The sequence below is a fragment of the Arthrobacter sp. 49Tsu3.1M3 genome, assembly GCF_900168135.1.
GTDB lineage: Bacteria > Actinomycetota > Actinomycetes > Actinomycetales > Micrococcaceae > Arthrobacter.
Map to the genome: position 1 here is coordinate 1 of NZ_FUZD01000018.1, position 20,516 is coordinate 20,516.

Here is a 20,516-nt window from a genome sequence, read left to right on the forward strand (position 1 = left end):
CAGACCGGCCGCGCCCTCGGCCCGGAAACGTCTGACCCACCGGTACGCCGTCTGCCGGGACACACCCAGCTCCGCGGCGATATGGGCGACCGGGCGGCCTGCGGCCACACGGTCAACGATCAGGAGTCTTCCATGAACTGTTAGACGGGCATTAACGTGGGACACGAGGACCTCCGAGCGCAAAGTGTGTGAACTAGACAGCTCCACTTAGCCCGGAGGTCCTCCTCGTTTTCAAGCCCTACATGTCAACAACGTCCCGGCGCAGTACACCTAAGCCTCCGGGCTGGGCCCCCGGCTTAGAAGCCGTGGCTAAGGACGAGCCCGAGTGAAAACAGCGCGGCGAAGCCGAGGTTGATGAGTCCCGTCTGCTTCAGGACCGGGATCAGGCTCTTGCGGCGCCGCCCCGCGATCATCAGCCAGGAGGGCATGAGGCTGGCGGGGATCAGCAGGAGCACGATCAGCATCCACGGCCTGGCGGGGGCCAGGACGATGACCAGCAGGATCGCGACGGCCAGCATCAGCACGTAGCTTTCGCGCGCGTGCTTGTCCCCGAGCCGCACGGCCAGGGTCTTCTTCCCCGCCTTCCTGTCGGTCGGGATGTCGCGGACGTTGTTGGCCATCAGTAGGGCGCACGCGATCAGCCCCGTGCCGATCGCCCCGATTATCGCGGCCAGGCTCAGCTGCCCCGCCTGCGTGTACGTGGTGCCCAGCGTTGCGACGAGGCCGAAGAAAACAAACACGAAGACGTCGCCCAGGCCGAGATAGCCGTACGGGTTCTTGCCGCCGGTATAGCCCCAGGCGGCCAGCACGCAGCCGACGCCGACCAGGATCAGCCACCAGGCCTGCGTGATGATCACGAGGATCAGGCCGAACAGCATCGCCAGCCCGAAGGCCGCGAACGCGGCACGCTTGACGTGCTCCGGGCTGGCGGCACCCGAGCCCACCAGCCGGAGCGGACCCACCCGGTCCTCATCCGTGCCCCGGATCCCGTCCGAGTAGTCGTTGGCGTAGTTGACGCCGATCTGCAGGAGCAGGGCGACCAGGGCGGCCAGCACGGCGTTCAGCAGGATGAACGAATCCATCTCGTAGGCGGCTGCGCTGCCGATCAGCACCGGTGCGATTGCGGCCGGCAGGGTGCGCAGTCGGGCGCCTTGGATCCATTGTGCGGCTGTGGCCACGGTCAGTACCTCGTTGGTTGGTTGAATGCTCGTTGGTGGTTTGAGTTGCCGGCCGGAAGCCGGAAGCGCTTGTCTATTTTCCCTGATGGAGGGCGTCCAGCAGGACCGTCATGCCCAGCCGGTCCGGTTTCCCGTTGGGCAGCATGAGCAGTTCCGCGGCGGGCAGCACCGTTTTCGGGGCCAGTGCGCCCAGCGACGGAGCCCAGGTCTGGTTCCGGCGGGCGGCGAACGCCGCCAGCCCTTCCGGGGAACTGTCGGCCACGGCGACATAAGCGGCCAGGGCGTGGCCCCACTCTGCGGACGGCACACCGGCGACAAAAGCCGCCCGCACGCCGTCGAGCTTTTCCAGCTCAGCCTGGACATGGGCGGCGGAAACTTTGACGCCGCCGGTGATGACGACGTCGTCGGCCCGGCCGAGCACGGTAAGCCGGCCGTCGGCGTCGAGTTCACCGAGGTCACTGGTCCGGTACCAGCGGACGCCGTCCGCTTCGATGAACGCCGCGGCCGAGAGCTCTGGGGCCTGAAGATAGCCGGCGGCAATGGTTGCCCCGCCCAGCAGGATGCGGCCGTCGTCCTCCACCCGGACCAGGACGTCCTCGAGCGGGAAGCCGTCGTACACGCACCCGCCGCAGGTCTCGGACGAGCCGTAGGTCGTCACCACCCGCACTCCGGCGTCCCGGGCCGCGGCGAGCAGCTCCGCGGACGCGGGACCGCCGCCGAGCAGGATGGCGTTGAAGCGCCGCAGCACCGCCAGCGTCTCGGCGGAGGGTGCGTCCAGCAGGCGCTGGAGCTGGGTGGGCACCAGCGAGGTGAAACGGAGCTTGTCCGTGAGCTCCAGCGCCGCGGCGGTGAAGGCCTCCGGCGTAAAACCGCCGGAGAGGTCCATGGCCCACGGGCGGGTGCCCGCAAAGAGCGAGCGGACCAGCACCTGGACGCCGGCCACATACTGGACGGGGAGGGCCAGCAGCCACTGCCCCTCGCCCTTCAGCGCAAAGGCGGTCGCCACGGATGAGGCCGCCAGGGCATCGACGGTCAGGACGGTCGCCTTCGGTGTGCCGGTGGACCCGGAGGTCCGGACCACGACGGCCGCGTCCTCGATGCCGGCCGTGTCAGGGAATCCCAGCACCGGCGAGCCGTCCGGCCCGGCGGAGAGTTCGACGGCGGGTCCCTCGCCGTGGAGGGCAGCAGCCAGCGCCTTGAGCGCAGGCTCGATGTTCATGGCTCCGGAAGTCACAGCGCGCCTTAGAAGTAGTACGGGAAAGCGGACCAGTCGGGATCGCGCTTCTCGAGGAAGGCTTCCTTGCCCTCCACGGCCTCGTCCGTCATGTACGCCAGACGGGTCGCCTCGCCGGCGAAGACCTGCTGGCCGGCCAGGCCGTCGTCGGCGAGGTTGAACGCGAACTTGAGCATGCGGATGGCCTGCGGGGACTGCCGGGCAATGTCGGCGGCGTACTCCAGGGCGACCTCCTCGAGGCGTCCATGGTCCACGGCCTCGTTCACGGCGCCCATCCGGACCATGTCCTCGGCCGAATATTCGCGGGCCAGGAAGAAGATTTCCCGGGCGGACTTCTGGCCGATCTGGCGGGCCAGGAGGGCCGAGCCGTAGCCGGCGTCGAAGCTTCCCACGGTGGCGTCGGTCTGCTTGAACTTGCCGTGCTCCCGGGAGGCGATGGTGAGGTCCGAGACCACGTGGAGGGAGTGTCCGCCGCCGGCTGCCCAGCCGTTGACGACGGCGATGACCACCTTGGGCATGGTGCGCATGAGCCGCTGGACTTCCAGGATGTGCAGCCGGCCGGCGCGGGCGGGATCGATGGTCTCCGTGGTCTCGCCATCAGCTGTGTCTTGTACTACGTACCGGTAGCCGTCACGGCCGCGGATCCTCTGGTCCCCGCCCGAGCAGAACGAGTGGCCGCCGTCCTTAAGGGAGGGGCCGTTGCCGGTGAGCAGGACAGTGGCCACGTCCGGGGTCATCCGGGCGTGGTCCATGGCGCGGTAGAGCTCGTCCACGGTGCCGGGTCGGAAGGCATTGCGGACCTCGGGGCGGTCGAAGGCGATACGGACGGTCGGCAGGTCCCGGACGACTTCCCCGTCGGCGGAGCGCTCCACTTGCCGGTGGTAGGTCATGTCCTGGAAGTCGTCGAAACCGGACACGGTGCGCCACCGGGAGGGGTCAAAGACGTCGGATACCTTGGCGGGGATTTCGTTGCTCACAGTCCGAGTCTAGTAATCGCGTCAGCTGATGCAGAACTCGTTGCCTTCCGGGTCCGCCATGGTGTGCCAGGAATGCGGCCCCTGACTGGCGGACCAGAGGAACGTGGCGCCGCGGGCAACAAGGGCGGCCCGCACGGCGTCCTTGTCCCCTCCCGCGAGCCGCACGTCCCAATGGACCCGGTTCTTGACCGTCTTTTCCTCCGGGACAATCTGGAACAAGACGCGGTGGGCGGGCGCTTTGGCATCGAGTTCGTCGGGCGGCCGGATGGCGGCACCCTCGCGCCACACGAGCTTGCCCCGGTGTGTGGTGGTCTCCGCCTCGGTCGCGAAGCCCTGCTCGATCATGGAGTGGATGAAAACCTCATCCTGCGGCTCGACGGCCCATTCGAGGGTTTCGGCCCACCAGTCGGCGAGCTCGTGCGGGTTTTTGCAGTCGACGACTATCTGGATTTTCAGTGTCATGGGAAGAACCTACGACGTCGCCGCCTGCGGCGGTAGGGTTCAGGCCCGTAGAACTCCCACCCGCTCAGCCCCCGCCTTGCCTCGGTTACCCCTGCACCTGCTGCAGCTGTTCAAGCACCTCGGGCGGAATCGCGTAGATGAAGATGACCGCGAGGAGGTTCTTGGAGGCGTGGACGAAGTAGGAGAACATCACGTTCTTCCCGGTCCAGACGTACACGAACACCAGGACGGCGCCCATGGCGAGGTACGGCATCAGCACCTGCAGGGTCATTTGTTCCTGGCCCACGATGTGCAGGGCCGCGAAGAGGACCACCGACAGGACGCAGCAGACCCAGAGGTTGACCCGGCGGCTCAGTTTGCCGATCAGCAAATGGCGGAAAATGTACTCCTCGACGAACGGGCCAACCAACACCAGCAGCGGCACCATGAGCCAGACCGGGACCTGCTGCATGAGCGCCTGGAGCCCGGCCTGGTTGGCGGAGGTCTGCACCGGTCCGCTGAGGGCCACGAGCACCGCGGTGAGGATGAGCATCGCCACGACGGTCAGGGGCACCATGAGGGCCGTGAACCAGGGCCTCGTGGCAAGGACACGGAGATCTCGGACCGCAACATGCCGCGCTGCGGTCAGGGCTAGGACGCCGACCGTTGCGTAGAAGATCAGGTTCACCGCGTAGGACGCCACCGCAGGATTGGGCGATATCTGCAGCAGCAGCGGCTCCAGCAGGCTGCCCGCCACGGCGAACAGGCCGGCGACGGCAACATAGAGTCCAACAGTGATGAAATCCAGCCGGGAGAACCGGTAAAGCTCCGGCTGCGGCGCGGGTGGTGTACGGAGAGCTGTGCCCATGCCCCCAGCCTAGCGCCGAGGCAGGAGGACGCGGTCCAGCTGATCCCCAGCGTCATGGCAGACCTGACGCCCGACGGCGGCACCCGCCTCAGTGCCCAGGGCCTCAGTGCCTCTGGGCCTCAGGCCTCTGCCTCAGTGCCCAGTGACGGCCGGCGGTGCCATACTGAGGACGCAAGCCGCCGTCGGGGAGGCTGGCACCTACTGCGAGGACTCCTTGAGCGAACATCTCCGCCTATCGGGCGTATCCCACGGCTATGGGGACCGCCAGCTCTTTGCCGGCGTCGACCTTGCCATCACGGCCGGTGAACATGTGGCGATCGTCGGCGAAAACGGCGCGGGCAAATCCACGCTGCTGCGGATCCTGGCCGGCTTCGAGGCCCCGGACGAGGGCACGTCCGTCAGCCACGGCCGCGTGGGCTACCTTGCCCAGACCCATGGCCTGCCGGAGCAGTTCACTGTCAGCGACGCGATCGACGCCGCACTGGAATCGCTCCGCGCGCTGGAGGCCGAGCTGGACCGCCTGGAGGACGGGCTGGCCGGCGCGGAAGCGGACGAACTGGAGCGCTACGGAAACCTGCAGACGCAGTACCAGCTCCGGGAAGGCTACGCCGCGGAATCCCGGGTTGAGGCGGCGCTGGACAGGCTCGGCCTGGGCGGCCTGGACCGGATGCGGACACTGGGCTCGCTCTCCGGCGGGGAACAGGAACGGGTGGCACTGGCCTGTGTTCTCGCCGATCCCGCGGACATTTTGCTCCTGGACGAGCCCACCAACCACCTGGACGCCAGCGGCACGGCCTGGCTGGAGGCCCGGCTGGCCGCGCACCGCGGCACGGTGGTGGTGGTCTCCCACGACCGCGTGCTGCTGCGCAAAGTGGCCTCAACCGTGATCGAGGTCGATGCCGAGCGCCGGTCGGTCAGCCGGTACGGCAACGGCTATGAAGGCTATCTGCGGGAGAAGGCTGCCGAGCGCCAGCGCTGGGCACAGCAGTACCACGGGTGGCTGGACGCGATGGCGGCCGAACGGCTCCAGGCGGACACGGTCGCCGGCAAGATGGGCTACGCCCGGCAGCGCGACGGCGACAAGATGGGGTTCGACTTCAAGGCCGGCACCTGGCAGAAGGCGGCCACCAGCAAGGTCCGCAACGCCCAGGAGCGTCTGCGCCGGCTGGAGGCAAACCCCATTGACCGTCCCCCGGTGCCCCTGAAACTGGCAACGGATCTGCGGCCGGACGTGGCCGAAGGCCCGGCGCTCGAGGCGAAGCAGGTCGCCGTGCCGGGTCGCCTGGAACCCACGGACTTCCGGGTGGAAGCCGGCCAGAAGATCCTCATTACGGGCCCCAACGGTGCCGGGAAGTCCACGCTGCTCTCCGTCCTCGCCGGCACGCTGGAACCGGCCCGGGGCAAAGTGGTGAGGCACGGCCGGATCGGCTACCTGCAGCAGGAGCTGGAACTCCCGCAGCGCCCTGGTCTGCGGCTCCTGCCCGCCTTTGCCGCGGGCCTGGGCGGCAATATCGATGAGCACGCCGAGGCGCTGCTGCGCCTGGGGCTCTTCCGGACCAGTGAATTCCACGTGCCGGTGGGCAGCCTGTCCGCGGGGCAGCAACGCAGGCTGGCGCTGGCCCGGCTCCTGCTGGGCGGGTTCGGGACGATGCTGGTGGACGAGCCCACCAACCACCTGGCGCCCGTGCTGGTGGAACAACTTGAAGCGGCCCTTTCCGAGTTCGCGGGGACGCTGGTCATGGTCAGCCACGACCGCGCGCTGGGTGAGTGGTTCAGCACCTGCGCCCGGAGAGGAGCGGGCCACGACGCCGGGCAGGAAAAAGCGCACGGAAACGGCGCCGGAAACTGGCTCCGCTACACGATGCGGGACGGCGCCCTGGCATAGCAGAACGATTCGCCGGAGCTAGCGCAGATGAAATAGAACATTATTCGGCTATTTGACATATTTGGTGTCATTAATTAGGCATAGCGCCTGACTGCTGTTGCCCGCGTCACGGCCGGTCCGGGAATTCCAGTACGATGGATGAGCCGCGCGAGGGTTTGACTCCTTGTGAGGTTCGGTACATCTTGCTGTCCCACCGGGCAGAAACCCGAATGGAATGTAACCGAATCCCGGTCCCGTCCCGGCCATAATCCGACCTACAAGGAACCGTTGTGCCATCAATTACCCCCACAGAACTCCAGAGCGCGCCCGCGGAATCCGCCGTCGACTCGACCCTCAGCGCCGAGGGCTATAAGAAGACCCTGAGCGGGCGCCACGTGACGATGATCTCGATGGGCGGCGCAATCGGCGTCGGCCTGTTCATGGGCGCCGGCGGACGCCTGGCCTCCACGGGCCCGGCGCTGATCTTCTCCTACGCCATCGCCGGCGTGATCGCCTACCTGCTCATGCGGGCACTGGGCGAGCTCATCATGTACCGCCAGACCTCGGGCTCCTTCGTCAGCTACGCCGGCGAAATGTTCGGCAGGAAGGGCGCCTTCCTCTCCGGCTGGATGTACTTCATCAACTGGGGCATGACCGGGATCGCCGAACTGATCGCGATCGGCCTGTACTTCCAGTTCTTCTTCCCCAACGTGCCGGTGGAAGCCTCCGCGATTGCCGCCCTCGCGCTGCTCGTGGCCGTCAACCTGCTCAGCGTCAAGGCGTTCGGCGAATTTGAATTCTGGGCGTCCTGCCTCAAGGTCGGCGCCATCCTGATCTTCCTGGCCGTCGGCACCTTCATGGTGGTCACCAACGCCAAGGTCGGCACGGGCCACGCCTCCGTCGCCAACCTCTTCGCCGACGACGGCGGGATGTTCCCCAAGGGCGCCCTGGTAATGGTCCTCGTGCTCAACGCCGTGATCTTCGCCTACAACGGCATCGAACTCGTCGGCATCACCGCCGGCGAGATGGAAAACGCCAAGCGCGAAGTGCCCAAGGCGATCCGCGCCGTCGTGCTGCGCATTGTGGTTTTCTACGTCGGTTCCGTGCTGCTGCTGGCCATGCTGCTGCCCTCGGACCAGTACAAGGCCGGCGTGTCCCCGTTCGTCACCGTGTTTGGCCAGATGGGCCTCGGCTGGGTGGGCGATGTGATGAACATGATCGTCATCACCGCCGCACTGTCCTCCTGCAACTCAGGCCTGTACTCGATCGGCCGCGTCTTCCGCACCATGGCCAACAACGGGCATGCCCCGCAGTGGCTCACCAGGATGTCCAAGCGCCACGTGCCGTACGCTGCCATCCTGGCGATCGCCGCCTTCTACCTCGTGGGCATCCTGCTGAACATCTGGCTCGGCGGCTCGCACGCCTTCGACCTCGCGCTGAACACCGCCTCGATCGGCGTGATCTTCACGTGGGGCGCCATCTTCGCCAGCCAGATCGCGCTGCGCCACCAGAAGGGCCGTGTCTCCAGCCTGCCCATGCCGGGCTCGCCGTGGACCAGCTGGGCCGGACTGGTCGCGCTGCTGGCGATCACCGTGCTGATCGGCTTCGACACCATGACCAGCAAGGCCGGCGAGGTCTTCCACCTGGGCCTGTGGACCCTGGCGACCGTTCCGTTCTTCGCCCTGGTGCTGTGGCTGGGCTGGCAGAAGGTCAAGAACAACGCGCCCAAGAGCGAGCTCTACAGCTAGGACCCACCGGTCCCGGCGCTTAACGCGGCGACGGCGGCAGCCACCTGGCAAAGGTGGCTGCCGCCGTCGCGTTTAACCGCCGTTATCGCGGAGAGCCTTCAGTAACTGGCGGGCGTGCCGCCGGGCTCAGCCACCGCATCCGGTGGGATGTAGTCGGCGGCCAGGGCCTCGGAGCCGCGGGCCAGGATGGACACGTCGGCCCCGACCAGCACGAACGCGGCGCCGGCGGCCAGGTACGCGCGGGCCGTGGCCGGGTTGAAGGCGTTCACGCCGGCGGGTTTGCCGGCCGCTTTCGCGGCGGCGAGGCAGTGTTCGACGGCGGCGCGCACCCGGGGGTGTTCCTGCTGGCCCAGCAGCCCCAGGGAGGCGGCGAGATCGGAGGGCCCAAGGAAGATCGCGTCCACGCCATCCACCGCCAGGATGTTCTCCACGGCCGCAACTGCGGCTTCGGATTCAATCTGGACGGTGACGCTGACGGTGTCCGAGGCGCGGGCGAGGTAGTCCGGAATCCGGTTCCAGCGCGCGGCCCGGGCCAGGGCGGAGCCGACGCCGCGGACGCCGTGGGGCGGGTAGCGGGTGGCGGCCACGGCGGCCTCCGCCTCGGCTGCCGAGTTCACCATGGGGATCAGCAGGTTCTGGACGCCCAGGTCCAGGTACTGCTTGATGAGCACCGTGTCATTCACCGGCGGCCGGACCACCGGATGGACCGGGTAGCCGTGCACGGCCTGCAGCTGGGCCAGGATGGATTCGAGCCCGTTGGGGCTGTGCTCGGCATCGATCAGGAGCCAGTCCAGACCGGATCCGGCGCAAAGCTCGGCCACCAGGGGGCTGCCCGAGCACACCCACATCCCGGCCAGCGGCCGCCCGGCAGCGCCGGTTTGGTTGCGCAGGGCGTCCCGGAACGTGTCTTTTAGTCGAAGCGGCACGTGATGCTCCCCAGTGGTCCGTAGTCGGCGTGCACGGTGTCACCCTTGTAGACCCAGAGGGGCCGGGTGAAGGAGCCGGCGAGGATGATGTCGCCGGCCTTCATCCCGTCGCCATGGGCGGCAATCTTGTTGGCCAGCCAGTGCACGCCGTTGGCCGGGTGGTCCAGGATCCCTGCCGCGACGCCGGTTTCCTCCACGGTCTGGTTCTTGTAGAGGATGGCGGAGACCCAGCGCAGGTCCACGGCGTCGGGACGCACGGGGTTGCCGCCGATCACCATGGCGCCCATCGCCGCGTTGTCCGCGATGGTGTCCACAATGGTCCGGCCTTCCATCTCGATCCGGGAGTCCAGGATCTCCAGGGCCGGGACCACGTAGTCGGTGGCGTTCAGGACGTCGAAGATGTTGCAGCCTGGGCCGGCGAGGTCCGTCTTCAACACGAACGCGAGCTCCACCTCCACCCGGGGATGGGTGTACCGGTCCCAGTCCACGGAGCAGCCGGTGTCCAGCACCATGTCGTCGAAGATGGCGCCGTAGTCCGGCTCGGGGATGCCGGTCGCGGCCTGCATCGCCTTGGACGTGAGGCCGATCTTGCGGCCCACGAGACGGCGGCCGGCGTCCACGTTGCGCTGCCGCCACAGCTGCTGGACGGCGTAGGAGTCCTCCACCGTCATCCCCGGGTAACGGGTGGTCAGGCGGGGGACCGGTGTCCGGTTGCGGCCGGCTTCCAGCAGTTCGTCGGCGATGGCTTCGATCGTCGCGGAATCCAGCACGCTAAACCTGCGCCCCGAGCTTGAATCCCGTCGCTTCTCCGGCGGAGCCGTCCTCTTCCTTGCGGGTGTAGGAGAAGCCGTCGGCGCCCACGGTCACGGCCATCTCGGACTTTTCCTCACGGACGATCACGGGCTGGGGGTTGCCGTCGAGGTCCAGGACCAGGGAGGCCTCGGTGTACCAGGAGGGGACGACCGGGTTGCCCCACCAGTCGCGGCGCTGGTTGTCGTGGACGTCCCAGGTGATGGTGGGGTTGTCCGGGTCGCCGGTGTAGTAGTCCTGGGTGTAGATCTCGATGCGGTGGCCGTCCGGGTCCAGGATGTAGAGGTAAAAGGCGTTCGAGACGCCGTGCCGGCCGGGGCCGCGTTCGATCCGGTCCGAGATGCGCAGGGCGCCCATCTTGTCGCAGATCTGGATGATGTTGTGCTTCTCGTGTGTGGCGAAAGCAATGTGGTGCAGCCGCGGGCCGTTGCCGCCGGTCAGGGCGGTATCGTGCACGGTCTGCTTGCGGTGCATCCAGGCGGCGTAGGTGACGCCGTCGGAGTCCTTGATGTCCTCGGAGACGCGGAAGCCGAGGTCCTCGAGGTACGCCCGGCCGCGCGGGACGTCCGGGGTGACCTGGTTGAAGTGGTCCAGCCGGACGAGCTCGCCGGCGGAATAGAGGTCGTAGCGCTGGGTGAGGCGCTCGACGTGCTCGGTCTCGTAGAAGAATTCGTAGGGGAAGCCCAGCGGATCCTCGACGCGGACGGCGTCGCCGATGCCCTTGGTGAAGCCTTCCTTGCGGCGCTCCGTGCGGCAGCCGAGTTCCTTGTAGTAGGCCTCGGCGGCGTCCACCTCGGCGGGGGACTTCACCCGGTAGGCGAAGGCGGCCGCAGCGGCCACGGGCCCCTTGCGCAGCACCAGGTTGTGGTGGATGAACTCTTCCAGGGACCGCAGGTAGATGGTGTTCTCGTCTTCCTCGGTGACGTGCAGGCCCAGCAGGTCCACATAGAACTCGCGGGACTTGGCGAGGTCCGTGACCACGAGTTCCAGGTAAGCGCAGCGGACGATGTCCGGAGCCGGGACAGTGGGGGTGGGGACGAAGTTGGTCATGGTGCTCTCTCTTCTTTGAAAGGGGTCTGAGTGGCGCCGGCGGGAAACTCAGGCGCCGAATTTAGGCGTATGAACGGTGCCCAGGGTGATGTGGACGGCCTGCTGGTCGGTGTAGAAGTCGATGGAGCGGTAGCCGCCCTCGTGGCCCAGGCCCGAGGCCTTCACGCCGCCGAACGGGGTGCGGAGGTCGCGGACATTGTGGCTGTTGAGCCAGACCATGCCGGCCTCGACGTTTTGGGAGAAGTTGTGCGCCCGGGTCAGGTTCTGGGTCCAGATGTACGCCGCGAGCCCGTACCTGGTGTTGTTCGCCAGGGCGAGGGCTTCGTCGTCGGTATCAAACGGGGTGATGGCGACGACGGGCCCGAAGATCTCCTCCTGGAAGATCCGCGCGTCCGGGGCAACGTCGGCAAACACCGTGGGTGCGATGTAGTTGCCCTCGGGCAGGTGGTCGGGACGGCCGCCGCCGGCCAGCAGCCGGCCCTCGGTCTTGCCGATCTCCACGTAGGAGGCCACCTTGGCGTAGTGCTCGGGGTGGACCAGCGCGCCGACCTCGGTCTTGGGATCGTGCGGGTCCCCGACCACGATGTTCCTGGCCCGGGCGGCGTACTTGTCGCAGAAGTCCTCGTACACGGCGCGCTCCACCAGGATCCGGGAGCCTGCGGTGCAGCGCTCGCCGTTGAGGGAGAAGACGCCGAACAGGGCGGAGTCGATCGCAGCGTCGAGGTCGGCGTCGGCGAACACGACGCACGGTGACTTGCCGCCGAGCTCCATGGAGAGGCCCTTGAGGTTCGCCGCGGCGTTGCGGAAGATCGTCTGGCCCGTGGTGGTCTCGCCGGTGAAGGAGATCAGCGGCACGTCCGGGTGCTTCACGAGGGCGTCGCCGGCTTCCTCGCCGAGGCCGTTGACCAGGTTGAACACGCCGTCGGGCAGCCCGGCGTCCTTGAAGATCTGCGCCCACAGCGAGGCCGAGAGCGGGGTGAATTCGGCCGGCTTGAGCACCACGGTGTTGCCGGTGGCCAGGGCCGGGGCGAGCTTCCAGGACTCGAGCATGAACGGGGTGTTCCACGGCGTGATGAGCCCGGCGACGCCGATCGGCTTGCGGTTGACGTAGTTGATCTGGGCGCCGGGGACCTTCATGGCGTCGTCGAACTGGGCCACGATCAGGTCCGCGAAGAAGCGGAAGTTCTCGGCCGCGCGCAGCGCCTGGCCCTTGGCCTGGGTGATGGGCAGGCCGGTGTCGAAGGTTTCGAGCTCGGCCAGGCGTGCCTCCTGGGCTTCGACGGCGTCGGCGATCCGGTTCAGGACCCGGGCCCGCTCGCGCGGCTTCATCTTCGGCCACGGGCCGTTGGTGAACGCCTCACGGGCAGCGGCGACGGCGAGGTCGATGTCTTCCTTCTGGCCGGCGGCGGCGGTGGCGTAGTTGGTGTTGGACACCGGGTCCAGGACATCGAAGGTTGCCCCGCCGACTGAATCAACGAATTCGCCGTTGATGTAGTGCTGGATGTGGGTGGGAAGGCCCTGCGGAACGTAGTGGGCGGTGGTTTCTGCGGCAGTAAACGTCATTGTTGTCTTCCTAACTAACTGATTGTTGCAACGCGGGGTCACTTGCGGCCCATGTTGGGCCGCCTAATGGGCGCTAAGTGACCCCGCGTTGCTTTGGGCAAGGTACGCGTCGAGGGTGGCGCTGCGGTGGCGGCGGGCGGCCATTTCGATGTCATCCGGGCTTGCGCCGGACTCGATGAGCTGCAGCAGCGCCTCGTGCTCGTCGACGGATTCGTGGGCCCGGCCCGGGACGAAGCGGAACGTGGAGGAGCGCAGCGACGCCAGCCGGTTCCAGCCCCGGTGGACGAGGTCCAGGATGTGCGGATTGGGGCAGTGCTCGAACAGGACGCTGTGGAAGTCCTGGTTCAGGGCCGTGAACCGGACGGGGTCGAAGTGCTGCAGGCACTCGCGCATCTCGGCGTTGACGGCCCGGGCGCGGGCGACGTCCGCCGCCCCGATCAGCGGGGCCGAGAGTGCCGTTGCGGCGCCCTCGACGATGCTGAGGGTCTGCATCGTGTAGAGGTATTCGGTGGGGTCGATCCCGGACACGGTCGCGCCGACATTCCGCTCGAACTTGACCAGGCCCTCGGCCTCAAGCCGGCGGATGGCTTCGCGGACCGGCACCACGCTGACGCCCAGGTCCTCGGCGATTTTGGCCAGCACCAGCCGGTAGCCGGGGGAGTAGGTCCCGTCCACGATCCGGGCCTTCACGGCAGTATAGGCCTGCTCGGATTTGCTGCCGGAGGCCGCGGCCGGCGTGGCTGCGGCCTTGGCTGTCTCAGTCATTGGCCTTGCCTGCTTCCCACTCCTGGTACCGGGCCCGCCACGCGGCGTTGAGCGGATAGAGGCCGTCCACGCTGTGGCCCTGCTGCACCATCTCGGCGATGAAGGTTTCCTCGCGTTCCTGCACGATGGAATCGTCCGCGACCTCGTCGGCGAGGGCCGGCGGGATCACCAGGATCCCGTCGGCGTCCGCGACGATGATGTCCCCGGGCTGCACGGTGGTGCCGCCGCAGGCGATCGTGATGTCCGTGTCCCACGGGATGTGCCGGCGGCCCAGGACGGCCGGGTGCGGGTTGGCATAGTAGGTCGGCATGTCCATCGCGGCCACGGCGGAGAAGTCGCGGACGCCGCCGTCGGTGATGATGGCGGCGGCCCCGCGGACCTGGGCACGCAGGGCCAGGATGTCGCCGATCGTGCCGGTGCCCTTTTCGCCGCGGGCCTCCATCACCAGGATCTCGCCCTCGTTGACGGAATCGATGGCCTTCTTCTGGGCATTGAAGCCGCCGCCGTGGGCCTTGAACAGGTCCTCGCGGTTGGGCACGTAGCGCAGGGTCCGGGCCACGCCCACGATCCGCCGCTCCGGGCGGGTGGAGGTCAAGCCGTCGATGCTGACGTTGTCCAGGCCGCGCTTGCGCAGCTGGGAGGACAGGGTGGCCGTGCAGACGGATTCCAGTTTGGCCTTCAGCTCCGGGGACAGGCCCGGCATCCCTGACGGCTGGGCGGCGGCGAGGCCGGCCGCTTCACGGGAACCGTAGGCTTCCTCCCGCTGCAGATCATCGGTCTTGGGCCGGGCGCCGAAGTCCGCGAACGCCGTCGTGCCTTCCTCCACCCGGGTGACCAGCCGGCCGGTGGTGAGCCCGCCGCCGGCATTGTCTACTTCCACCTCGATGACGTCGCCCGGCTTGGCCACCGAAGCCCCAGCGGGGGTGCCGGTGAGGATGATGTCGCCCTCTTCGAGGGTGAGCAGCTGGGACAGGTCGGCCACGAGCCGGGCGAACGGGAAGAGCAGGTCTCCGGTGGTGTCGTCCTGGACCAGCTCGCCGTTGTGCCACGTGCGGATCCGCAGTTTGGCGGGATCGACGGCGTCTGCCGCGATCAGGCCCGGACCCACGGGCGTGAAGCCGTCGCCGCCCTTGGAGCGGAGGTTGGAGCCCTTGTCCGCGTAGCGGAGGTCGTAGACGCCGAGGTCGTTGCTGGCGGTGACCCACTCGACATGGCTCCACGCATCCTCGAGGCCCACGCGGCGGGCGGGCTTGCCGATGATCAGGGCGATCTCGCCCTCGTAGCCGAGGAGTTCGCAGCCGGCCGGGCGCTCCACGGTTGAAGGCGCCGCTGCCGAACCGAGAGCCAGCGACGACGACGGCTTCAGGAAGTAGGAGGGCTGCTCGGGTGTGCGGCCGCGCTGGGCTGCCCGGCTGGGGTAGTTGATATGCACCGCGATGACCTTGCGGGCCGCGGCCAGGGTGTGGTCGGTGACCTGTTCCAAGTGTTACTCCTCATCGAGTACGAAATCGTATACGAAACACTATGACCCGGGAACCGGAGAGCGTCAACCCCTCCGGCCAGGGCAATTGCCATGGCATCTGCCGGGGCGGTTGCCGGAACCATTGGGCGCACTTGTAACCTGCGTCATATCTGACGTACAGTTTTGGATCAGGGACCAAAATTCTATTATCGAACGTCACGTTCTAATATCGAACACGCTAGGCCGTTGACCAGGCCGCCACACAACGAAGTGAGGAAAGCCCGTGCATTTCCACCACCACGGCTACGTATCCGGTGACCCGCGAGTCCAGCCGGCCGCCGGCGCCGGCATCGACCGGCCCACGCAGCTTCCCGACGAGGTTGATGTGCTGATCGTGGGCTCCGGCCCCGCGGGCATGCTCGCCGCGGCCCAGCTGTCCCAATTCCCGGGCGTCACCACCCGGATCGTGGAACGCCGGCCGGGCCGGCTCGCGATCGGCCAGGCCGACGGCATCCAGGCCCGCAGCGTCGAGACTTTCCAGGCCTTCGGTTTCGCCGAGCGGATCATCGCCGAGGCGTACCGCATCACGGAGATGGCGTTCTGGAAGCCGGACCCCGCGGACCCCTCGAACATCGTCCGCAGCGCCCGCACCCTGGATGACCCGGGCGGGATCAGCGAGTTCCCGCATCTCATCGTCAACCAGGCCCGCGTGCTCGACTACTTCTCCGAGTTCATGGCCATGTCCCCGACCCGCATGAGCCCGGACTACGGGCTGGAGTTCCGCGGCCTGGAGGTCACCGGCGAGGGCGAGTACCCGGTCGCCGTGACGCTGGCGCACACCGCCGGTCCTGACGAGGGCCGGGAGCGCATCGTCCGGGCCAAGTACGTGGTGGGCGCGGACGGCGCCCGCAGCAAGGTGCGCGACTCGATCGGCTGCACCATGGCGGGCGACCAGGCCAACCACGCGTGGGGCGTCATGGACGTGCTCGCCTCCACGGACTTCCCCGACATCCGGCTCAAATGCGCCATCCAGTCCCACGACGGCGGCAGCATCCTGCTGATCCCGCGCGAGGGCGGCCATCTCTTCCGCATGTACGTCGATCTCGGCGAGGTCGCCGCGGACGACCGCGGTGCCGTCCGCAAGACCACCATCGAGCAGATCATCGCCAAGGCCAACGCGATCATCCACCCCTACACGCTCGACGTGCGCAACGTGGCCTGGCACAGCGTCTACGAGGTGGGCCACCGCCTTACCGACAGGTTCGACGACGTCCTCCCGGAGGAGCTGGGCACCCGCACGCCGCGGGTGTTCATCACCGGCGACGCGTGCCACACGCACAGCGCCAAGGCCGGCCAGGGCATGAACGTCTCCATGCAGGACGGCTTCAATATCGGCTGGAAGCTCGGCCACGTGCTGGAGGGCCGCAGCCCGGAGAGCCTGCTGTCCACATACTCGGCCGAGCGGCAGGTGGTCGCGAAGAACCTGATCGACTTCGACAAGGTGTGGTCGACGCTCATGGCGAAGAAGCCCGAGGAGTTTGAAAACCCCTCTGAGCTCGAGGACTTCTACGTGCGCACCGCCGAGTTCCCCGCCGGCTTCATGACCGAGTACTCGCCGTCGATGGTCGTCGCCGAGGCGACGCACCAGCAGCTGGCCACCGGCTTTCCCGTCGGCAAGCGCTTCAAGTCTGCGCCGGTTGTGCGGGTCTGCGACACCAACCCGGTCCAGCTTGGCCACCAAGCCACGGCGGACGGCCGCTGGCGCATCTATGTCTTCGCGGACCCGGCGGCACCAGCACCGAAGGCGGGGGCCCCGTCGCCCGCCGCGGACCTTGCCGCGTGGCTGGCCAGCGCGCCGGACTCGCCGCTCGCCGCCACCCCCGCCGGGGCCGACCGTGACGCCTGGTTCGACGTGAAGGTGATCTACCAGCAGGATCACACCGGCATCGACATCGGCAACGTCCCCGCGGTGTTCAAGCCGGAGGTCGGGCCGTTCAAGCTCCCCTACCTCGAGAAGGTCTACGGCACCGATCCGGCGGCGGACATCTTTGAGTTGCGCGGCATCGACCGCGGCGGAGTCATCGTGGTGGTGCGCCCGGACCAGTACGTGGCCAACGTCCTGCCGCTGACGGCGACGGCGGAGCTCGCCGCCTTCTTCGCGCCCCTCCTGCGGGCAGGGCGGGCCGCGGCGGTGTGACCGCGGGGGATGCTTCGCAAGGTCTGTCCGGGCTGACGGTCAGAGGCCGGCTGCCTGCCTGGACCTGTATTCAGCGGCGGGGTAGACGCCAAGGATGCGCACTTCGGTGGTGAAGAACTCCAGTTCCTCGAGCGCCAGCCTGAGCGGCAAATCCTCGGGGTGCCCCTCGACGTCGGCCATGAACATCGTGGCCGCAAATTCATTGCCCACCATGTAGCTTTCCAGCCGCGTCATGTTCACCCCGTTCGTCGCGAATCCTCCCAGCGCCTTGTAGAGGGCTGAGGGCACATTCCGGACACGGAATACAAAGCTGGTGACCGCCGGTCCGGACAGGACGTCCCGGGCCGGCAGCGGCTTTTCGCGTGCCAGGACCACGAAACGCGTGGTGTTGGAGGGGTCATCCTCGACGGCGGAAGCGAGCACCTCCAGGCCATAGAGTTGGGCCGCGAGTGGAGGAGCAAGCGAGAGTTTGGTGGGATCGTTCCAGTCGCGCACTTCGCGGGCGGACCCGGCGGTATCGCCGGCGATCACGGGGCGCAGGCTGGCGGAGCGGATCAGCCGCCGGCATTGCCCCAACGCGTGGAGGTGGCTGTGGACCTCGGTGGCTGCCTCGATGGTGCTGCCCGGGATGCCCAGCAGGTCGAAGTGGATGGGCAGAAAATACTCGCCGACGATCTGCAGCCCGGACTGGGGCAGCAGCACATGGATATCTGCCACCCTGCCGGCAATGGAGTTCTCAATCGGAATCATCGCCAGGTCGGCGGTGCCGCCAGCCACCAATTCAAAGGCGTCTTCGAAACTCGCGCAGGGAACGCTCTCCAGCTCGGGGAACATCTGCATGCACGCAATATTGGAGTTGGCGCCCGGTTCACCCTGGTACGCAATCTTCTGGGCCATGCTCCGTATGGTGTCACGCCAGGCGCCCGCTCACCCAAGTAAGTCGCGGCAGGGCCGGTTTAGGGCCGAAACGGCCCCTGCTGAGATCAGTTGGGGTTCAGATGCTTGGCGAAGTGGTCCTCGATCCGTTGCCAGGCTTCCGGGGCCGATTCCGGATCCGGGCCGATGCCCATGACCCGCATGAGCGGGCGCAGCACCTTCGGCCCCGTCTCCACGTCGTTGAGGAAGGCGTGGCCGGCGTGCGGGAACTCCTTCACGTCGTTCTCCACGCCCAGCCCGTCGAGCGCGGCCGCGAGTTTCGCCGCTTCGCCGGGCAGGGTGCGGTCGCGGCCGCCGAAGTTGGCCACGACCGGGCAGGCGCCGGCGAGGGCCACCCCGGGGTCCTTCGGGCGCCGTCCGTAGTTGACGGCGGCGGCGTCGAAGCCGTCATTGGCCAGCAGCAGGGCGAAGCCGCCGCCCATGCAGAAGCCGATGACGCCGATCTTGCCGGTGGTCCGGCCGGACGCAAGCAGCCAGTCCCGGGCGGCGGCCAGATCGGTGAAGGCCCGGCCCTCGCCCGCGGACAGCGCGCGCATGGTGGCGACCAGGCAGCGGCGCGCCCCGCCGTCGCTGTACAGGTCAACGGCCAGTGTCAGGTAGCCGGCCGCCGCCATCCGGTCGGCGTGGCGGACGGTGATGTCGTCCAGGCCGAACGCTTCATGGACCATCAGGACCGCAGGGAACGGCCCTTCGCCCTTTGGCGTCGCCAAGTAGCCGCGCAGCGCCGGCGAACCTCCGGCGGCGGCACCGGACCGGCTGAGGTCAGTATTGCTGAGATCGCGGGCGGCGGGCTTGCCGTGTCCTGCGTGTGTCCGTGCCATGCTGGCCCCTCCGTCGGCTGTGGGGCCATTCTTGCACGGGCGCAAAACCGCAGCCCAAACCAGCCCAAAACCCCAGCACAGGAAACGGGCACAAAAAAGCGGCGCCGGAAATCCCCCAAAGGAAAATCCGGCGCCGCCAACGTTCTAAAGACTAGTCCTTCTTGAAGGCGTCCTTGACGTTTTCGCCGACCTTCTTCGCGTCGGCTACAACCTGGTCCCGCTGGCCCTCGGCTCGAAGCTGGTCGTTGTCAGTTGCGTTGCCAGCAGCTTCCTTGGCCTTGCCGCCGAGGTGCTCCGCTTCGTTCTGAATCTTGTCTCCGACACCCATGGTGTAGGCCACCTTTCGTTCCGGTTGAAAATACTGTCCGATCAGCCTAACACAAAGCATGCTTACTAATTCAAGGGGTTTCGCAGGGCAATTCTCCGAAGCGTCGCCCGCGGCGGCGGCGGGGCGGTTGGCCAAAGGGTGAAATCCCCCCGGCCCGCGGGCTAGGCTCGAGGTCATGGACCACAAGACCACTCTCACGCAGCACATCAATGCTCCGGCGGACGCGGTCTGGGCGGTGGTGTCGGACATTCCCGGGTCTGCCGCGACCCTGTCCGGCGTCGACTCGATCCAGATGCTCACCGACGGACCCTATGCCGTGGGCACGCGCTGGAAGGAGACCCGCACCATGATGGGGCGCGCGGAAACGGTGGAGATGTGGGTTTCCCAGTCCGAGGCGCCGTCGAACGGCCGGGGCGGCAGCACCACTGTGAAGGCCCTCCAGGGCGGCACCGACTACACCAGCAGGTTCGCCCTGGCAGAGCGCGGCGGCGGAACCGACCTCACGCTGACCTTTGGCGCCGAGGTCATCAAACCGACCCGGTTCAGCAGGATCATGCTCACCGTGTTCGGTCCGCTCGGGATGCGCATCACCCGCAAGGCGCTTGCAAAAGACCTGGCGGACATCGCGGCCAAGGCGGAGTCCCACTGATGGTCCGGCGCGCTGCAGCGGAGAAAGCCCCCAAGGTCACCGCCCCCCGGCTCGCGCCGGTCCAGCCCGGGGATCTGCGGGACGACCCTGCCCCGGAGTTCCGGCGGGGCGTCCGGTATGACGGCGTCCGTTACAGCCGCGCGTCGGCAGACGGTCTGGACCTGGGCGGTACGGACTTTGCCGAGTGCGAATTCGTCGGGGTGTCCTTCAATGAGACGCAGCTGCGGGGTGCGACTTTCCGTGACTGCATCCTGACCGAGACGTACGCCCCGGTCCTGATGGCGGCGCGGACCAGCTTGCGGGATGTCGAGATCGGCAACCCCCGATGGGGATCGGCGGAGCTTTATGAAAGTGGCTGGCAGTCCGTGCGGATCGACGGCGGCAAGCTCGACTACGTGAACCTGCGCGGATCCAAGCTCACAGACGTGCAGATCAGCGACTGCATCATTAACGAGCTGGATCTGGGCTCCTGCACCGCCACGCGGGTCGCCTTGAAGAACTGCACGATCGGCACCCTCGACTTCACCGGAGCCCGGCTCAAAGACTTCGACCTCCGGGGCACCGACTTCCGCTCCGTCAGCGGTCTGGGCAGTCTGTCCGGCCTCGTCATCGACGACCACCAGCTCACCCTGCTCGCTCCGTTGCTCGCGGCTCATCTGGGCGTCGTCGTCGCGTAATCCGGCGGCATCCGGTTGACCC

20 protein-coding genes are annotated in these 20,516 nt (G+C 67.6%); 5 read left to right on the forward strand and 15 right to left on the reverse strand.

Features of this window, described 5'->3' with window-relative positions; genetic code table 11:
• The 6 genes from B5X90_RS16215 to B5X90_RS16240 all read right to left on the reverse strand — a co-directional run.
• The coding region (locus B5X90_RS16215; RefSeq protein ID WP_143264788.1) for a helix-turn-helix domain-containing protein at positions 1-165 on the reverse strand (165 nt) is incomplete at its 3' end.
• A 131-nt stretch (positions 166-296) separates the two neighbouring features.
• The gene (locus B5X90_RS16220) at positions 297-1,178 is read right to left on the reverse strand and encodes a 1,4-dihydroxy-2-naphthoate polyprenyltransferase (protein WP_079554823.1); all 882 of its coding nucleotides are present in this window, start codon (positions 1,176-1,178) and stop codon (positions 297-299) included.
• Between the two features lie 73 nt (positions 1,179-1,251).
• Entirely contained in the window at positions 1,252-2,397 is a 1,146-nt protein-coding gene (locus B5X90_RS16225) for an AMP-binding protein (protein ID WP_079554825.1), read from the reverse strand.
• A 23-nt stretch (positions 2,398-2,420) separates the two neighbouring features.
• Positions 2,421-3,389, reverse strand: coding sequence for a 1,4-dihydroxy-2-naphthoyl-CoA synthase (locus B5X90_RS16230; RefSeq protein ID WP_079554827.1), 969 nt, complete (start codon positions 3,387-3,389; stop codon positions 2,421-2,423).
• A gap of 21 nt (positions 3,390-3,410) precedes the next feature.
• Positions 3,411-3,851, reverse strand: a complete 441-nt coding sequence (locus B5X90_RS16235) for a VOC family protein (RefSeq protein ID WP_079554829.1) — start codon at positions 3,849-3,851, stop codon at positions 3,411-3,413.
• 85 nt (positions 3,852-3,936) lie between these two features.
• Positions 3,937-4,698, reverse strand: a complete 762-nt coding sequence (locus tag B5X90_RS16240; RefSeq protein WP_079554830.1) for a CPBP family intramembrane glutamic endopeptidase — start codon at positions 4,696-4,698, stop codon at positions 3,937-3,939.
• A gap of 214 nt (positions 4,699-4,912) precedes the next feature.
• Here B5X90_RS16240 and B5X90_RS16245 point away from each other — a divergent pair, with 214 nt between their 5' ends.
• Both B5X90_RS16245 and B5X90_RS16250 read left to right on the forward strand, forming a co-directional pair.
• The gene (locus tag B5X90_RS16245) at positions 4,913-6,583 is read left to right on the forward strand and encodes an ABC-F family ATP-binding cassette domain-containing protein (protein WP_079554991.1); all 1,671 of its coding nucleotides are present in this window, start codon (positions 4,913-4,915) and stop codon (positions 6,581-6,583) included.
• Positions 6,584-6,852: 269 nt separating this feature from the next.
• Positions 6,853-8,310, forward strand: coding sequence for an amino acid permease (locus B5X90_RS16250; protein WP_079554832.1), 1,458 nt, complete (start codon positions 6,853-6,855; stop codon positions 8,308-8,310).
• Between the two features lie 98 nt (positions 8,311-8,408).
• On the opposite strand, the gene B5X90_RS16255 is transcribed toward B5X90_RS16250, so the two are convergent.
• The 6 genes from B5X90_RS16255 to B5X90_RS16280 form a co-directional block, all read right to left on the reverse strand.
• Positions 8,409-9,236, reverse strand: coding sequence for an aldolase/citrate lyase family protein (locus tag B5X90_RS16255; RefSeq protein ID WP_179129166.1), 828 nt, complete (start codon positions 9,234-9,236; stop codon positions 8,409-8,411).
• Positions 9,221-10,006 (reverse strand): 2-oxo-hept-4-ene-1,7-dioate hydratase, encoded by a 786-nt coding sequence (gene hpaH / locus B5X90_RS16260; RefSeq protein WP_079554834.1) that lies wholly within the window; start codon positions 10,004-10,006, stop codon positions 9,221-9,223. The genes B5X90_RS16255 and hpaH overlap by 16 nt, the downstream gene beginning before the upstream one ends.
• A 1-nt stretch (position 10,007) precedes the next feature.
• Entirely contained in the window at positions 10,008-11,096 is a 1,089-nt protein-coding gene (gene hpaD / locus B5X90_RS16265; RefSeq protein ID WP_079554836.1) for a 3,4-dihydroxyphenylacetate 2,3-dioxygenase, read from the reverse strand.
• A gap of 48 nt (positions 11,097-11,144) precedes the next feature.
• Positions 11,145-12,659 carry a 5-carboxymethyl-2-hydroxymuconate semialdehyde dehydrogenase gene (gene hpaE / locus B5X90_RS16270; protein WP_079554838.1) on the reverse strand — a complete coding sequence of 505 codons (1,515 nt, stop codon included), beginning with the start codon at positions 12,657-12,659 and terminating at the stop codon, positions 11,145-11,147.
• A 63-nt stretch (positions 12,660-12,722) separates the two neighbouring features.
• A complete protein-coding gene (locus B5X90_RS16275; RefSeq protein ID WP_079554840.1) occupies positions 12,723-13,424 on the reverse strand; it encodes a GntR family transcriptional regulator in 702 nt (233 codons plus the stop codon).
• Entirely contained in the window at positions 13,417-14,907 is a 1,491-nt protein-coding gene (locus B5X90_RS16280; protein ID WP_079554842.1) for a fumarylacetoacetate hydrolase family protein, read from the reverse strand. Before B5X90_RS16280 ends, B5X90_RS16275 begins: the two co-directional genes overlap by 8 nt.
• A 262-nt stretch (positions 14,908-15,169) precedes the next feature.
• Between B5X90_RS16280 and B5X90_RS16285 the strand changes: the two genes are divergently transcribed.
• Positions 15,170-17,083: an FAD-binding monooxygenase gene (locus tag B5X90_RS16285; protein ID WP_079554845.1), complete on the forward strand. Its 1,914-nt coding sequence runs from the start codon at positions 15,170-15,172 to the stop codon at positions 17,081-17,083.
• A gap of 39 nt (positions 17,084-17,122) precedes the next feature.
• Here the strand turns inward: B5X90_RS16285 and B5X90_RS16290 are convergent, their stop codons facing one another.
• The 3 genes from B5X90_RS16290 to B5X90_RS16300 form a co-directional block, all read right to left on the reverse strand.
• Complete coding sequence (locus B5X90_RS16290; RefSeq protein ID WP_079554848.1) at positions 17,123-17,980, reverse strand: prephenate dehydratase; 858 nt, start codon at positions 17,978-17,980, stop codon at positions 17,123-17,125.
• An 86-nt stretch (positions 17,981-18,066) separates the two neighbouring features.
• Positions 18,067-18,840 carry a dienelactone hydrolase family protein gene (locus tag B5X90_RS16295; RefSeq protein WP_079554851.1) on the reverse strand — a complete coding sequence of 258 codons (774 nt, stop codon included), beginning with the start codon at positions 18,838-18,840 and terminating at the stop codon, positions 18,067-18,069.
• A gap of 151 nt (positions 18,841-18,991) precedes the next feature.
• A complete protein-coding gene (locus B5X90_RS16300; RefSeq protein ID WP_043422699.1) occupies positions 18,992-19,168 on the reverse strand; it encodes a CsbD family protein in 177 nt (58 codons plus the stop codon).
• Between the two features lie 175 nt (positions 19,169-19,343).
• Between B5X90_RS16300 and B5X90_RS16305 the strand changes: the two genes are divergently transcribed.
• The gene (locus B5X90_RS16305; protein ID WP_079554854.1) at positions 19,344-19,817 is read left to right on the forward strand and encodes an SRPBCC family protein; all 474 of its coding nucleotides are present in this window, start codon (positions 19,344-19,346) and stop codon (positions 19,815-19,817) included.
• Positions 19,817-20,494 (forward strand): pentapeptide repeat-containing protein, encoded by a 678-nt coding sequence (locus B5X90_RS16310; protein ID WP_079554857.1) that lies wholly within the window; start codon positions 19,817-19,819, stop codon positions 20,492-20,494. The genes B5X90_RS16305 and B5X90_RS16310 overlap by 1 nt, the downstream gene beginning before the upstream one ends.
• Positions 20,495-20,516: the final 22 nt, after the last annotated feature.

Excerpts from the sequence above, each read along its gene's own strand:
- hpaE (WP_079554838.1), bottom strand. The coding sequence starts at position 12,659 with ATGACGTTTACTGCCGCAGAAACCACCGCCCACTACGTTCCGCAGGGC.
- B5X90_RS16275 (WP_079554840.1), bottom strand. The coding sequence starts at position 13,424 with ATGACTGAGACAGCCAAGGCCGCAGCCACGCCGGCCGCGGCCTCCGGC.
- B5X90_RS16225 (WP_079554825.1), bottom strand. The coding sequence starts at position 2,397 with ATGAACATCGAGCCTGCGCTCAAGGCGCTGGCTGCTGCCCTCCACGGC.
- B5X90_RS16305 (WP_079554854.1), top strand. The coding sequence starts at position 19,344 with ATGGACCACAAGACCACTCTCACGCAGCACATCAATGCTCCGGCGGAC.
- hpaD (WP_079554836.1), bottom strand. The coding sequence starts at position 11,096 with ATGACCAACTTCGTCCCCACCCCCACTGTCCCGGCTCCGGACATCGTC.
- B5X90_RS16300 (WP_043422699.1), bottom strand. The coding sequence starts at position 19,168 with ATGGGTGTCGGAGACAAGATTCAGAACGAAGCGGAGCACCTCGGCGGC.
- B5X90_RS16295 (WP_079554851.1), bottom strand. The coding sequence starts at position 18,840 with ATGGCACGGACACACGCAGGACACGGCAAGCCCGCCGCCCGCGATCTC.
- B5X90_RS16290 (WP_079554848.1), bottom strand. The coding sequence starts at position 17,980 with ATGGCCCAGAAGATTGCGTACCAGGGTGAACCGGGCGCCAACTCCAAT.
- B5X90_RS16235 (WP_079554829.1), bottom strand. The coding sequence starts at position 3,851 with ATGACACTGAAAATCCAGATAGTCGTCGACTGCAAAAACCCGCACGAG.
- B5X90_RS16310 (WP_079554857.1), top strand. The coding sequence starts at position 19,817 with ATGGTCCGGCGCGCTGCAGCGGAGAAAGCCCCCAAGGTCACCGCCCCC.
- B5X90_RS16240 (WP_079554830.1), bottom strand. The coding sequence starts at position 4,698 with ATGGGCACAGCTCTCCGTACACCACCCGCGCCGCAGCCGGAGCTTTAC.